The sequence below is a fragment of the Cohnella sp. GCM10027633 genome (assembly GCF_042675445.1).
Taxonomy (GTDB): domain Bacteria; phylum Bacillota; class Bacilli; order Paenibacillales; family Paenibacillaceae; genus Cohnella.
This window is the reverse complement of the sequence record NZ_JBHTGV010000008.1, coordinates 60,381-75,453: the sequence shown is the minus strand read 5'-3', so window position 1 is coordinate 75,453 and position 15,073 is coordinate 60,381. Positions and strand designations below refer to the sequence as shown.

The 15,073-nt window shown below is 59.1% G+C and carries 12 protein-coding genes; all 12 read right to left on the bottom strand.

Features of this window, described 5'->3' with window-relative positions:
* Nucleotides 1-3: 3 nt before the first annotated feature.
* Nucleotides 4-411, bottom strand: a complete 408-nt coding sequence (locus tag ACFQZG_RS18190; RefSeq protein ID WP_378155040.1) for an FxsA family protein — start codon at nt 409-411, stop codon at nt 4-6.
* Between the two features lie 55 nt (nt 412-466).
* Nucleotides 467-946: an acyl-CoA thioesterase gene (locus ACFQZG_RS18185; RefSeq protein ID WP_378155038.1), complete on the bottom strand. Its 480-nt coding sequence runs from the start codon at nt 944-946 to the stop codon at nt 467-469.
* Nucleotides 947-1,025: 79 nt separating this feature from the next.
* Nucleotides 1,026-2,780, bottom strand: a complete 1,755-nt coding sequence (pyk, locus tag ACFQZG_RS18180) for a pyruvate kinase (protein WP_378155036.1) — start codon at nt 2,778-2,780, stop codon at nt 1,026-1,028.
* Nucleotides 2,781-2,834: 54 nt separating this feature from the next.
* Complete coding sequence (gene accA / locus ACFQZG_RS18175) at nt 2,835-3,800, bottom strand: acetyl-CoA carboxylase carboxyl transferase subunit alpha (RefSeq protein ID WP_378155034.1); 966 nt, start codon at nt 3,798-3,800, stop codon at nt 2,835-2,837.
* On the bottom strand, nt 3,790-4,656 hold the full coding sequence (accD, locus tag ACFQZG_RS18170; protein WP_378155032.1) for an acetyl-CoA carboxylase, carboxyltransferase subunit beta: 867 nt from the start codon (nt 4,654-4,656) through the stop codon (nt 3,790-3,792). Before accD ends, accA begins: the two co-directional genes overlap by 11 nt.
* A gap of 81 nt (nt 4,657-4,737) precedes the next feature.
* The gene (locus ACFQZG_RS18165; protein WP_027087913.1) at nt 4,738-4,926 is read right to left on the bottom strand and encodes a hypothetical protein; all 189 of its coding nucleotides are present in this window, start codon (nt 4,924-4,926) and stop codon (nt 4,738-4,740) included.
* 331 nt (nt 4,927-5,257) lie between these two features.
* On the bottom strand, nt 5,258-5,995 hold the full coding sequence (locus ACFQZG_RS18160; protein ID WP_378155030.1) for an alpha/beta hydrolase: 738 nt from the start codon (nt 5,993-5,995) through the stop codon (nt 5,258-5,260).
* Nucleotides 5,996-6,035: 40 nt separating this feature from the next.
* Nucleotides 6,036-7,451 (bottom strand): MGH1-like glycoside hydrolase domain-containing protein, encoded by a 1,416-nt coding sequence (locus ACFQZG_RS18155; RefSeq protein ID WP_378155028.1) that lies wholly within the window; start codon nt 7,449-7,451, stop codon nt 6,036-6,038.
* 103 nt (nt 7,452-7,554) lie between these two features.
* A complete protein-coding gene (locus tag ACFQZG_RS18150; RefSeq protein WP_378155026.1) occupies nt 7,555-11,109 on the bottom strand; it encodes a fibronectin type III domain-containing protein in 3,555 nt (1,184 codons plus the stop codon).
* Nucleotides 11,110-11,330: 221 nt separating this feature from the next.
* Nucleotides 11,331-12,215 carry a carbohydrate ABC transporter permease gene (locus ACFQZG_RS18145; protein WP_378155025.1) on the bottom strand — a complete coding sequence of 295 codons (885 nt, stop codon included), beginning with the start codon at nt 12,213-12,215 and terminating at the stop codon, nt 11,331-11,333.
* 40 nt (nt 12,216-12,255) lie between these two features.
* Nucleotides 12,256-13,155 carry an ABC transporter permease gene (locus ACFQZG_RS18140; RefSeq protein ID WP_378155023.1) on the bottom strand — a complete coding sequence of 300 codons (900 nt, stop codon included), beginning with the start codon at nt 13,153-13,155 and terminating at the stop codon, nt 12,256-12,258.
* 92 nt (nt 13,156-13,247) lie between these two features.
* A complete protein-coding gene (locus ACFQZG_RS18135; RefSeq protein ID WP_378155022.1) occupies nt 13,248-14,993 on the bottom strand; it encodes an extracellular solute-binding protein in 1,746 nt (581 codons plus the stop codon).
* Between the last annotated feature and the right edge of the window lie 80 nt (nt 14,994-15,073).

Below are 15,073 nucleotides of genomic sequence, written 5' to 3'. Positions count from 1 at the left end.
TCTCTACCCGTTCCAAGGTCCTCCGCCGCGGATCGTGAACGAACCGTTGTTCATTTTGCGTTCCAGCCAGCGATAGATCAGACGCCGATAGAACGAGCGCGTGAACGGGAATAGCAGCGTCAAGCCGATGATGTCGGACACGAAGCCTGGGAACAACAGGAATAGTCCTCCCGCAAGCACGCATATGCCGTCCAGCAGCGATAATCCGGGAATTTGTCCCTCCTGCATTTGACGCTGCGCCTGCATGATCACTTTGCGCCCCTCGAGCCGCGCCAGCCAAGTGCCCAGCAAGCCGGACAGGATGAGCAAGCCGAGCGTGGACCATCCGCCGATGTTCTTGCCCATTTCGATAATGCCCCACAGTTCGACGCCGGGAAAAATAACGATCAAGGCGAGCATCCATCCGCGCACGCGGTTTCCTCCTCGATTAATTAAATCTTCGTCGGGCTCGAATGATCTCACCCTCTCACGACGGTTGCCCCGTACGCCCGACCAACGCCAGCATCGCGCGATACCATTCCGGCGCCTCCCGGTCGAACCGAACCGGCTTCCATTCCTTGTTCACCCACACATGCCTCGTGCCGCCCGTTACGAGCGCGTCTCCCGGAGGCTCGTCGCCCTCGCAGTAGGCGCCGTATGCTTCCGATAAATCGCCCGAGACGATTCTGGACTCGAACCTGACCCGGATGGCCGACATTTCCGCGACGCGCGTGCATACCGTGATCCACTCGTCGTATTTCGCGGGCTGGCGGAACGACGCTTCGATGTCCGTCACCGGCAGCAGCAGTCCCTTCGCTTCCATTTCCTTATAAGCTATGCCGGCATGCCTGACCCATTCCGTCCGGCCGATCTCGAACCAATTAAGATAATTGACGTGATAGACGACGCCCATCTGGTCCGTCTCTTGGTATCTGACTCTAAGCGGATGCAAGTACCACTTGTTCAAGGCAAACTCCCCTTCCTTGCAAAAATCCCGCAGCGGACGGCACGGATGTGCCGCACGGTGCGGGACTTGGTCGTTAGGATTACAATACTTTGGCTTGGCCGGAATAGATAACGCCGTGCTCGGCGTATACGGTAATCTCCGTGCCGTCCTTGATCAGCTCGAGCGCGTCGTTCACGCCGACGACGACCGGAATGCCCAGGTTCAGGCCGACGACCGCCGCGTGGCAAGTGATGCCGCCGCATTCGGTGATGACCGCCGCCGCTTTCTCGAATGCGGGCATGTATTCTTTATCGGTCGACGGAGCGACGAGAATGGCGCCCGACGTCATTTTGCGAATCGCTTCCTCCGGCGTGCGCGCGGAGACGACTTTGCCGGTCGCGCTTTGGGAGCCGATGCCTTGGCCCTTCGCGATCAATTCGCCGACGTTGTGGATCTTGATCAGGTTCGTCGTGCCGGAGCGGCCGACCGGCACGCCCGCGGTGATGACGATCGTGTCGCCGAGGCGGACGAGACCGGAATCGATCGCGCCTTTGACGGCGATGTCGAACATTTCGTCGGTCGTTTCGGCGTTAACGCCTTTAACGGGCACGACGCCCCATACGAGCTGCAGACGGCGCATCACTTGTTCGTTAGGCGTTACGGCGACGATCGGCGATTTCGGACGGTATTTGGACACCATGCGAGCGGTGTAGCCGCTCTCGGTGGACGTCACGATCGCTTTCGCTTCGAGGTCGAGCGCGGAGTTGGCGACCGCTTGGCTGATCGCTTCCGTTACCGACTTCTGCTGCGCGTTCGCTTGCTTCGTGAAGATTTCGCGGTAGTGCAGCGCGGATTCCGCGCGCTCGGCGATGCGGGACATCGTAAGTACGGATTCCATCGGGTATTTGCCCGCGGCCGTCTCGCCGGACAACATGATCGCGTCGGTGCCGTCGAAGATCGCGTTCGCGACGTCGGAAGCTTCCGCGCGCGTCGGACGAGGGTTGCGTTGCATCGAATCGAGCATTTGGGTCGCCGTAATGACCGGCTTGCCGACGCGGTTGCACTTCTCGATCATGCTCTTCTGCACGAGCGGAACTTCCTCGGCCGGAATTTCGACGCCGAGGTCGCCGCGGGCAACCATGAGGCCGTCGGATACTTCGAGAATTTCGTCAAGGTTGTCTACGCCTTGTTGATTTTCGATTTTGGAGATGATTTGGATGTTGCGCGCGTCGTGACGCTCGAGCAGCTCGCGGATTTCGAGCACGTCGCTCGCGCGGCGCACGAACGAAGCGGCGATGAAGTCTACGCCCATTTCGATGCCGAACTTGATATCGCTAGCGTCTTTTTCCGTGATGCCCGGCATGGAGATCGCGACGCCCGGAACGTTAACGCCCTTTTTGCTTTTGATCGGACCGTCGTTCACGATTTGGCACTTAATCTCCGTACCTTGGATATCGACGACCGTCAAGCCGATCAAGCCGTCGTCGATCAGAATCGTCGATCCGATGCTGACGTCTTGCGGCAAGTCTTTATAAGTGACCGGAATACGGTTTTTGTCGCCGAGGAATTCTTCGGTGGAGAGCGTGATGTACTCTCCCGCTACGAGGTCGATGACGTCAACGCCCAGTTTGCCCGTGCGAATTTCCGGACCTTTCGTGTCGAGCAGGATCGCTACCGTTTTGCCGAGCTCTTGGCAGGCTTGGCGAATCGTTTTGATCCGGTTGCCGTGCTCTTCGAAGTCGCCGTGGGAGAAGTTCAGGCGGGCGACGTTCATGCCGGCGATAATGAGTTTTTTCGTGTTTTCAAGCGACTCGCTGGAAGGGCCGATCGTACAGACGATTTTCGTTTTGCGCATGATTTTCGTATTCCTCCGTTTTATCCAATCGCAATTCTGTTTAGGAAGAGCTATCTATTCTTGCAGAGCGGTACCGTATTGTCCGACGTCGCGGAACTTCTGGTACCGGTCTTCTACCAATTGCTCGGGGCTCATCTTCAGCAATTCCTTCAGATGGCGGCATAAAGCGGCCTTGATCGCTTCGGCTTGCATCTCCGGATTGCGGTGGGCGCCGCCCATCGGCTCCGGAATGATATCCTCGATAACGCCGAATTCCAACAGGTCTTTGGCGGTAATCTTCATCGCTTCGGCCGCTTGGTCCGCTTTAGATGCATCCTTCCACAAGATGGATGCCGCTCCGTTCGGCGAGATCACGGAATAGATCGAGTTCTCCAGCATCAGCACCCGGTTGCCTACGCCGAGCGCCAGCGCGCCGCCGCTGCCGCCTTCGCCGATGACGACGCAGACGATCGGAACGCCGAATCTCGCCATCTCCGCCAAGTTGCGGGCGATCGCTTCGGACTGCCCTCTCATCTCGGCCGTATCGCCGGGATAGGCGCCCTTCGTATCGATGAACGTAATGATCGGGCGATTGAACTTGTTCGCTTGCTGCATGAAACGCAGCGCCTTCCGGAACCCTTCCGGATGCGGGCTGCCGAAGAAGCGCTGGATGTTGTCCTTCGTATCCTTGCCGCGCTGATGGCCGACGATCGTTACCGGCATGCCGTTCAGCTTCGCCAAGCCGCCGACGATCGCCAGATCGTCCGCGAACACGCGGTCCCCGTGAATCTCCAGGAAATCGGTGAAGATCAATTTAATATAATCCAGCGTCGTCGGACGCTGGTGATGGCGAGCCATGTGCATGATTTGCGGAGCGGTCAGGTTGCTGTAGATCTCCTGCTCCATCTGGGTATAGCGCTCTTCGAGCCGACCGATCTCGTCGGTGAAGTCGATCTGCTTCTCCAAGCCGAATTTCTTCAGCTCGTCGATCTTCTTGCGGTGTTCGGCGAGCGGCCGTTCAAAGGGCAAATCATTCGACATCGGCCGGCTCTCCTTTCCATGAGTGCATATCCAATAGCTGCGTAAGCACGGACTTCATGTCCTTGCGGTGCACGACCCGGTCGAGCTGGCCGTGCTTGGAGTTGAACTCCGCCGTCTGGAAGTTGTCCGGCAGCTTCTGGCGGATCGTCTGTTCGATGACGATTCTGCCCGCGAAGCCGACGATCGCGCCGGGCTCGGCCAGATTGTAGTCGCCGAGGCTCGCGAAGCTCGCGGATACGCCGCCGAGCGTCGGGTCGGTGAATACGGAGACGAACAGTCCGCCTTGGTCCTGGAACTTCGCGAGCGCCGCGCTCGTCTTCGCCATCTGCATCAGGCTCAGAATGCTCTCTTGCATCCGCGCTCCGCCGGACGTCGAGAACAGGATGAGCGGCACTTGCTTGCTCGTGGCCAGCTCGATCGCGCGCGTCACCTTCTCGCCGACGACGGAGCCCATGCTGCCGCTGAAGAAGTCGAAGCTCATGACGCCGAGGACGACGGGGAATCCGCCGATCTCGCCTTCGCCGGTAACGATCGCGTCGTTCAAGCCCGAATTGTTCTTCTGTTGCTCCAGCTTGGCCTTGTATCCGGGGAAGTTCAGCGGATCCTCCGACACCAAGTTGCCGTCAATCTCAAAAAGACGCCCCTCATCGAGCGTCATCGCGATGCGCTCCCAGGCGTTAAGGCGGAAATGGTGTCCGCAGGTGGAACAGATCTTCAAGTTTTTCTCCAGCTCTTTGCTGAACTGAATCGTACCGCATTTAGGACAGCGGTTCATGAGACCTTCCGGAATGTCCCTCTTCGGACGTTCCGAAGGCACGACCGCGTACTTTTTTTTCTGGAATAAATCCTTGAACACAGCGACACCTCTTATGCGAAAAATGGCGACCGACTCGTCCATGCGGCAGCGCCGACAGATGAAAGCGGGTATCGTAATGGATTACAGGTGCAGAATACTTCCGAGCACTTCTTGCACTTCCCGCACTTCGCCGGATGGTACCAATATTTCGTATTGCGGTTTGGTAAGGTTGATAGGGCGTACCTGTACGAGAAATCCTTCTTCGGTCAGTCGCTTCTGAATCCGTTCGGCGATCTTCGCGGTCGGTGCGATGTAGATGACCGTCCACATGAAGCGGTACCCCCAATAGCGGTTAATCGATCACTTGGAAAAGAAAAGATAAAGAAATCATAGCACAGAAGGCGCAAGACTAGCAACCAAGTGCCGTCGGACGAGCCGTCCGGAGGACGGTTGCGAACGACGGCATCGGGCGATCGGATGCGCGCAAGGGCGTTAGCCGATTGCGCGTTCCGATCGTGCAAGCATCGACGGCCCAAGCGCTGTCGAGCGGCGCGGAACGTCGATGTCGGAGGTTCGTAGGAGGGGCCGAGTGCCGTTGGCCGATGCCGCTACGACGAACCAAAGTCCCTCCGGGTCTACTCCCCGCCTCCACGCCGCGCGCTTATCTTCCCTGCAGCGGAATCCAGTCCAGCACGCGCTTGATGTGCGTATCCCAGTAACCCCACTCGTGCTCGCCAGGGCCTTCCTCGTAAGTCAGAGGCAACGACAGCGAGCGCGCATGCTCGCGGAATCCGACGTTGCATTCGTACAGGAAGTCTTCCGTGCCGCAGCACTGGTAGAGCAGCGGAGAGTTGCCGCCGGCGGCGACTCGGTCAGCCAGCGCGAACAGATCGTGGCCCGTCCCCTTCACGCTATCGACATCACCGAAGATCTTGGCGAAGTCGCTCGGCGAACCGGTCGCGAGCCAATCGACGTCCATCGCGCCGGACAAGCTCGCCACCGCCGCGTAACGGTCGGGATGGGACAAGCCCAGCTTCATCGCGCCGTAGCCGCCCATCGACAGCCCTGCCGCGAAGTTGTGCTCGCGCGCCGACGACAGCGGGAACATCGCCCGCATGCGCGCCGGCAGCTCCTCGCTGACGAACGTCCAATATTTCGCCCCGTGGACCATGTCCGCATAGAAGCTGCGGTTGACCGCGGGCATGACGATCGCCAGCTGCAGGTCCGCCGCGTAGCGTTCGACGGACGTCCGCCTCGTCCACATCGAATGGTCGTCCGACAAGCCGTGAAGCAAGTACATCGTAGACAAAGGCCCTTTTATTTGCTCGGGCAAGATTACGTTGACCGTTACCGCGATTTCGAGCGCGTTCGAAAAGAACTGACATTGTACAAAAGCCATCGCGCACACTCCCGATTCTATGATTATCGCTCACAATGTATTAGGATAACCCAATTTCGACGATCTGTCTGCCCGTACGGTCAAGGGGAATCGAAGCGACCTCGCAGGATTGTCCGTTCAACCTCGCCCACGCGACTCGACTCCCGCTTCTGACGACCGAGATATCGACCGTCATGCCGCGAATCGCCAGCCCCCTTAATCGCGCGCCGCCGACGTTGTCGGGCAAATAGGGAGCAAGCTTCAATGCGCCGCCCTCGAACCGAATGCCGATCAGTCCTTCGAGCACCATGCTAAGGTATGCGGTCGCCGACCACGTCTGGTAATTGCACGACTCCCACAGCTTCCCCGATTGCCAGCCTCCGTAGGGCTCGCCGGTCACCGGATGATAGATTTCCATGATATTGCCGCCGGAGCGGTTGATCAGCTCGGTCAACGCGGACAATTCGGCTGCGTAGATCCCATGACGGGAAGCTGCGATCGCGGCTTTCGCCCATAGGCCGTTCACTTGCGGCCAGATGAGCACGTTATGCCTGCCCGGCCGATCGGCGCTGAATCGCTCGAAGCTGGGCCACACGGCCGGGATGCCGAACGGTTCGCGATGGACTCGCGCCATCAACGAATCAACTCGACGCGCGTCTGCCACGCCGCACAATACCGCGAACGCTAGTCCCACTCCTTCCTGGAACTCGGCAAGCCCCCGCTTGCGCGTACCTTCCCCGTACACGAAATAACCGTAAGTCCCTGCCGTTTCGCTCCATAGATGCTCGTTGATCGCGTCCGACAACCGATCGGCGGCGACGATATATCCCCGGACGATCGTCTTGCTTACCTCAAGTTCGGCCGCCATGACCGCCGCGCATCTGTACGCGTTCACGTACAAAGCGTTCGTGCTGAGACACATGATGTTGTGCGCATCCGGATAATCGAGGACGAAGTCCGAATCCGGCAAGCTCGAATCGTACGGCGGCTCGGGATAACCCGCGATGCCGTCCTGGAAGAACGCCCCGCCCCGGAACAAGCCGAATTTGCGTACGAACGCCTTCTCCTCCATTTCCCTGAGCGTGTTCTCGGTCGCCTCGTAAGCCGTCCGAAGAAACTCCCTGTCCGAGGTCACCTCGTAATGATGCCATGCGGCGGAGCTCCAGACGATCTTGTCCCACCATTGCCGGTGTCCTTCGGATATGACCAGCCCGTAGCGCGGATCTTCGGTCAACAAGCTTAACAGCGTATGCGAAGCCGTATTCGGTTCGAGCAAGCTGCCCGCGTTCCAGCAATTGAGCGCGCCGTCCCGCGTCCATGCTTGCGGGTAATCGCCCCCTGCCCCGAATACCGGCGGGTCTCCTACTTTATTGTTCGCGAACAGCTGGCTCAGCGCCATGCGGAACGCGTCGCCGATCGTATCGCTCGCGCGTCCGTCATCGAATTCGAGCTTCAGGTTAACGTTCGTCCATGTCATGATGAGTTCTCCCCAATCTATCGTTCCGTATGTAGTCGATATGGCTTGCCGGACGAGACAAAGCGGCCGCGCGGACCTATCGCCGCGCAGCCGCTCTCGCTGCTTACTGAATCGTGTTCGTCATCACGAAGATCGGACGCTCGCTGACGTTGACCGTCACCGCGCCGCCGGACATCGACAGCGAAGACGTTACGCCGTCGGTGTCTCCGCTAGCCATCGTAACGAGCGTGGCGCTCGTCGGCGACCCTTGGAGCGACAGCGAATAGTTGTTCACCTTCGCGTCGCTGCTCGTCGGACTCCAGACGACGTAGGCGCCCGCGCCCGTCGTCGCGTTTTTGAACTTGTAGATTTTGACGCTCGCGTTGCCCGAATCCTGTTCGCCGAGGTACTGCATGCCGGTTAACCGATTCTTGAGCGTATAGACGTAGTACCACGAGATTTTCGGCGCGTGACCGGTCGATTGGCTGCCCGTCAGTCCGCTCGAGTCGAACTGGGTCGAGCTGGCGGCGTTCACGTCGCGGAGCATATACATCGCGGCTTTGTCGATGCCCGACGCCGCGGCCGCGAGATAGGAACGCACGATCCAGTTCGCCTGCACTTCCTGCACCGACATCGTGCCGATCGCGGATACTTTCTGCGGGGAGCTCTGGTTCGTATCGTAACCGAACTCGGTAATCCACACTTCCTTGCCCGGCAAGTAACGATCGCGGTAATCGACGAACTTCTGCAGCTTGCCCTTCAGATCGTCCGCCTCCGGGCTGATGCCGGCGTTGCCCGTCGTTTGGTTCGTGCCGTTGTTGCTGTAATGGTGAATGTTGATGACGTCCCACGGGAAGCTGCCTCCGCGGTTGAAGTCCGACCAGAACTTAAGCGCCCGGACGTACTCCAGCTTCGGATCCGCGAGCCCGCCCATGACCAGCTTGGCGTTCGGATCCGCGTTCCTGACGCCGACCGTGTTGCCCATCGCGCCTTGATGCCCGTCGAAGTCCGCGCTGGACATCGCCGCGTACTCGTAAGGATTGAAGTAGCCTTCGCGGTCTCTCCACCATTTGTCCTGCTCGTTCCAGTTCTCGAAGTACTTCAGCGTGTCGAGACCGGTACTGCGCGGCTGTCCCGCCGCGAGCTTAAGCTTGTTATCCGCCACGGCCGTGCTGCCGTATCTCGCGGCGTACTGGAACATATGGTCCGCGTGCTCTGCATAGGATGCCGGGGCAAGCGCGCTCTCGCCGGCCGAGATCGGCTTGTAGTTCTGGTTCGTGGACAGCCAGCCGACGCTGCCTTGGATCGCCGGGGACACCGTGATCCCGAGCGCTTTCAGGCCGCTATAGTAGGCGTCGAAGTTCCAACCGCCTCCCGCGTAGCTCGGATTGAACTTGTTCTGGTTATTCGGATAGTTGCTATAGCCCGTCTGGATCGTGCCGAAGTTCCACAGATCTCCTTCGTCCCAGTTCCAGTTATGGTATTCGCGGACGAATCCGGCCACCTGCATCTTATCGAACGGATCGTCGATGAAGGCGTTGATGCCGATCAGTTGATCCATCGTCGGTTTCGCGTGAGGCGTCGGCGACGGAGGCGTCGCCGGCGTGCCTAGCGCCGTGCCGTACAGCGCGATTCCGTTCAGCGTCACGTTCGCGTTCGGCAGCGTGATCTGCACGTAACGCGTCGTCGTCGTCACGGGGTGAGCCTTCCAGACGTTGAACCCGCTCATGTTATCCACGAACTGCTGCGTCCAGGAGAACGGCGTGCCCGTCGATACGGTCACGTTCGCCGAGCCCGACGTGTCGTACAGGTAAATGTCGGTGAGCGCGTAATCGGTGCCGAGATCGATGACGACGCTGCCCGGATAATAGATCGAGTTGTAACCGAGCGACCAGCCGGTCGTCGGGGAGCCGCCCGCGCCGTTCTTCGGATCCGCCGCGCCCTCGTCCACGAGCAGCGAGACGTCGCCCGCTTGCGATTCGTTGAGCAGCATCGAGGCGCTCAGCGCGATCAAGCCGCCCGTTCCGCCTCCGCCCGCCGCCGTCGCCTTGGAGACGACGTTAGACAGCGCCGATTCGTTGGACGCCTCGTCGCGCGTCTTGATCGCGACGTAGTACGTCGTGTTCGCGCTCAAGCCGCTCAGCGTGAAGCTCTGCGAGGCGCCAGCGGCGCCCGGCGTCGGTTCGCCCGAAGCCTGCGTCGCCGAAGCCCAGTTCCCCGACGTGATGTTCGACGTCGAGTAGCGCACGTCGTATAAGGTCGCCGTGCCCGTATTGCCGTCGTCGCCCGGCGCCGTCCACGTCAGCGGAATCGCGCTCGACGTCGCCGTGCCCGCCGCGAGATTCGCGATCGCGGCCGGAGCCGTCGTATCGCCGCCACCGCCGCCTCCCGTCGGGGAGCCGTACAGGACGATTTCCGCCACGTTAGAGCCTTGCGTTGCGCGAGTCACCCGAACGTATCTCGTCGTTACGGTAACCGGGTGCGCGTTCCACGTGTTGTATCCCGACAAACCGTCCGTGAACTGCGTCGTCCAACTGCCCGGCGATCCCGTCTCCACGACGAAGTTGCCCGATGCGTTGATGTCTCGCAAGTAGATGTCGGTCAACGCGTACGATTGGCCGAGATCGATGTAGACGCTCGACGGATGATCCGCCGCCGCATAGCCCGGGAACCAGTGCGAAGTAGGTGCTCCGCCGCTGCCGTTCTTCGGATCGCCCGCCGTCGTCTGCTCGTCGACGAGCATCGAAGCGTCGCCTTTGCCGGATTCGTTCGTCAGCATGCCGGAGTTAAGCGTAATCTTCGCGCTTCCGCCGCCGGACGCCGAAGTCGCCAAGCTCGCGACGTTGGACAACGCGGACGCGTTCGGCACCTCGTCGGAGGCCGCGAGCGCGAAGTAATACGTCGTCGAAGCGCTCAGCCCGCTAACCGTGAACGTCTGCGCGCTTCCCGCCGCCGACGGCGAAGGCTCGCCCGTCGCTTGCGTCGCCGAAGCCCAGTTGCCCGAGTTGATCGCCGAGGTCGAATAGCGCACGTCGTACGAAGCCGCCGTGCCCGTCGCGCCGTCATCGCCCGGAGCCGTCCAGCTTAGCGTGACGGACGATGCCGTCGCGCTGCCCGCGGACAAGTTCGTTACCGCCGAAGGCGCCGTCGTGTCGGGAGCGGGTCCTGAAGACGGCGAGCCGTACAGGACGATCTCCGCGACGTTCGCGCTCTTGTTCGTCATCGTCACGCGGACGTACCGCGTCGAGACGCTGACCGTATGCGCGTTCCACGAGTTATACCCGGCCAATCCGTCCGTGAACAACGCCGTCCAGCTGCCCGGCGTGCCGGCGGATACGACGTAATTGCCCGCGTCGTTCACGTCTCTTAAGTAGATGTCGGTCAAGTCGTAGCTTTGGCCGAGGTCGATATACGCGCTGAGCGGATAGTCGGATACCGTCCAGCTCGGCTGCCACGTGCCCGTCGGCGAGCCGCCGCTTCCTCCGCGTGGGTCACCGGCTGTCGACTGCTCGTTTACGATCAACGTCGCGTCCCCTTTGCCGGACTCGTTGACGACCATCGATGTCGTCAGCGTTATTTTAGTAGATACCGCCGCTGCCTTAGGAACATGAACGAGGGTAAGCGTTAATGCGAATGCTAGAAACCAGATGCCAAGCTTTCTGATCGGATACGCGGCCATCCATGATCTTCTCCTCTCGTCGTTGCGAATGATAGCATTCGGTCGCGATCGCCCGTCCTCATGCCCCCTCCCTTCTTTAACGAACTAGCGGATCGCTTACCCTCATTATGGAACGAAAGCAAGAAGCGGAATATCTCCACCTCTTGCTCTCGCTGGTCTTTTGACGCACAATTTATCTCATTTCCTCGATTAAGCAATCTGGATTTGCCTTCGCTTCCAGTCTATTCCTTCACGCTTCCCATGACGATGCCCGACATGAAGTACCGCTGCAGGAACGGATAGACGACGAGCACCGGCAACGCCGAGAGGAAAATCTGAGCGGCCCTGACGGACCGGTTGTTCAGCGAGCCCAGCAATTCGATCTGTTCTCTGCTCAGGTTCACGAGATCGAGCTTGACGACGACCGTCTGCAAGTAGCTGGCGAGCGGGTAATTTTCCGGAGAATTCATGTAGAGCAGGCCGTTGAACCACTCGTTCCAGTTGCCTACGATCGAGAACAGCGTTACCGTGGCGATCGCGGGCATCGACAACGGAACGATGATTCGCAAGAGCACGCTCCAATGGCCAGCTCCGTCGATGAACGAAGCCTCGAGCATCTCCTTGGGCAAGGACCGCATGAAGTTCAGCAACAGAATGATATTGAACACGGGCACCGCTCCCGGAAGCACGAGCGCCCAGATCGAATCGATAAGCCCCAGGTTGCGGACGATAACGTAAGTAGGAACGAATCCGCCGCCGAACAGAATCGTGAACACGAAATACCAGGAGAACCAAGTGCGGCCCTTGAATTGGCTATATTCCTTCGACAGCGGATACGCGGTCAGGATCGTCACGATCATGCTGATCGCCACGCCTAGCGCGAGCCGGATCAACGAGACGTTGATCGAAGCGAGGAAGTCTTTTTTCTTGGCGACGTATTCGTACGCGCTGAAGGTGAAGTCGACCGGCCACAAGGACACTTTGCCCGCTTCGATCGCGCTGTTCGAACTCACGGATACGGAGAACACGTTGAGCAACGGCAGTACGCAGAGCACGGCCATTACGATCAGTACCGCGTAGATCGCGAACGTCGCGAACCGGCTGCCTAACGTCTTATGCAGAACCATTGATGGAAGCTCCTTTCGGCCCGAACGTTCGGACATTGGATCAGAAGATACGGTAATTCGCCAGTCGGTACGCAAGCAAGTAAGCCGTAGATAGCAGGACGAGCGAGACGACCGACTTGAACAATCCGAACGCGGTGGCGACCGCGAATTGCGCGTTGATAAGCGCCGTCCGGTACACGAACGTATCGATGATGTCCCCCGTCGAGTACACCGACGGACTATACAGGTTGAACACTTGGTCGAAGCCGGTGTTCAGCACGTTGCCGACGGAGAGCGTCGCCATCAGGACGATGATCGGCATGATGCCCGGAAGCGTAATGTAGATCGTCTGTTTCCAGCGCGAGGCGCCGTCCACGACCGCCGACTCGTATAGCGCGGGATTGATTCCCGTGAGCGCCGCGAGGAACACGATTGTATTGAAGCCGAATTCCTTCCACACGTCGGTTCCGACGAGCACGAAAGGAAACCAGTTTTCATTCCCGAGGAAGTAGATGCCGTTGACGCCGAAGAAACCTAGGAATTGATTCGCGATGCCGCCGTTGGGCGACAGCACGTCGATCAGGATGCCCGACAGAATGACCCACGATAAGAAGTGGGGAAAGTAAATGATCGTCTGCAGCGTCCGCTTGAACAGCTTCTTGCGCACTTCGTTCAGCAGCAGCGCCGTTAGGATCGGAACCGCGAGATTCGCGACGATTTTCATGATCGAGATGAAGAACGTATTCCAGATGACTTGTCCCGTCGTCGGGAGGTTATAGACGTACTCGAAGTTTTTCCAGCCTACCCAATCCGACGCGAACAAGCTGCCCTTCGCCGGAATGAAATTCTGGAACGCGATCACGATGCCGACCATCGGGCCGTAAGAGAAAATAGCGACGAGCACCACTGCGGGCAGCAGCATCGCGTATAACGGAACATTATGCCTCCACCGACCGGTCATAGGGTTATTCTCCTTTCACGATAAACGAGCCAACGATTTGGATATAAGTAAGGAGGGGATGAGCTTGCGTCCCCTCCTCCGTCAGGCTTTACTTACTTGAACATGCCGCTATTGGCGACTTCTTCGAGAATTTGGTTGCCGCCTTGCTCGTGCCATCTTTGCGCCCATGCGTCGAACTCTTCGATCGGCTTGGCGCCCATGATGATCTGGGTGAACGTCGTCGCTTGATCGTCGCGCAAGGAAGGTCCTTTGCTGATCATCGTTTCGGTAGGACCGCCTACGTACGCCGAAGTGAACACTTGGTCGTTGTTGATGTAGTCGGCGAGCACGCTCCAGGAGCCGCCCGGACCGAAGATCGCGTTATTGCCCCACTTGGACAGATCGCCCGCTTGATATTCTTTGACGAATTGGTACTGCGACTTCGAGGATGGCGTCTTCAGTACCGACTCGTCGCCGGATTTGAGCGCTTCTTGGATCATCGCGTTATCCGACGCGTTCTTGTTCTTGAAGAAGCCTACGATCGGAGCGAGGGACCAGATGCTGTACTCGGTTTCGCCTTCGACGACGTGGTGGTACGATTCGACCTGGTTCGGGCCTTCGACCTTCTCCATGAAGTAGTTGAGCATTTTGAATACCGCTTCCGGGTTCTTCGCGTTCTTGTTGATGACGTAGTAGTACGTTGGTTTGAACCCGGTAGACAGCACCTTCACCGGTTCTCCGTCGGAGGAGACGATCGGGTAGACGCCCCAGTCGACTTCCGGGTTATCCTTCTTCATGTTGTTGATCGGCCACGTGCCGACCCACCATTGACCGAACGACATGCCGATCTTGCCTTGCGTGACGACTTCCGCGGACTTGCCGCCGTCGAGCACGCTGAACTCCGGATTGATCGCGCCGGCTTTGAACAGCTCTTGCAGCTTCGCGAGCGCCGTCTTCACCTGCGGTTGCGTGTCCGCGTATACCGGCTTGCCGTCTACGCTCTGGAACGTGAGGTTGATGCCGCCGCCCTTAGCAGGGTTGTACGGGTACGCGTGATAGCCGTTGAAGAAGCCGTCGAGACCGGACCAGCCGTTGAACAGGTTGTAGTCGAGGCTGAGACCGTACGTGTCTTTCTTGCCGTTCTTGTCCGGGTCGTTGTTGGCGAACGCCTTGGCGATCGCGACGACGTCGTCCATCGTCTTCGGCGGCTCCATGCCGACCGCCTTCAGCCAGTCGTTGCGGATCCAGAGCATGCTCATGTCCGAATATTCGCCGCCGCCGTTCGGAATCGCCATCAGCTTGCCGTTGGAGCTTGCAGATTGCATCGTCGGATTGTCGAGCGGGCCGAACGCTTCCTTCACCAGATCGCTCGCGTACTTGTCGAACAAGTCGTTCAGCGGAAGGATTTGATCCGCTTGGATGAGCAATTGCAGCTGCTGATCGTTGACTCTAATCAGATCCGGCAAGTCCCCGGATACCATCGATACCGTCACTTTGTTGTTATATTGCTGGTCGCTGACGACCCACTTCGTGTCGACGTTGATGTTCAGATCTTCCTTGAAGCTCTTGATCCATACGTTGTCCGCGAGGGATACGCCCTCTTGGAACTTCGTTCCGCTGTTCAAGTCGCGAACGGTCGTTACGGTGACCGGCTCCGCGTATTTGGTCAGCGGGCCTTCCTCTGCCGCCGGCGCGGCCGCCGACTCGGATGCGGATGAGCTTGCGGATGCGCTGGCGCTCGGTTTCGCGCTCTCTTCGCCTTTGTTATCGTTGTTGCCGCTGCAAGCGCTGACGAATACCATCGTCAACAGCAGCGCAGTAGTTCCGACCGCCCTGATTCTCGTTCTGGATGTTGCCATTGTCGTTCCTCCCGATCGAATAGTAGTGGTACAACTCAAATTATGAAGGGGAGAAGCGCGGAAGCCCATAGACTCCTTTC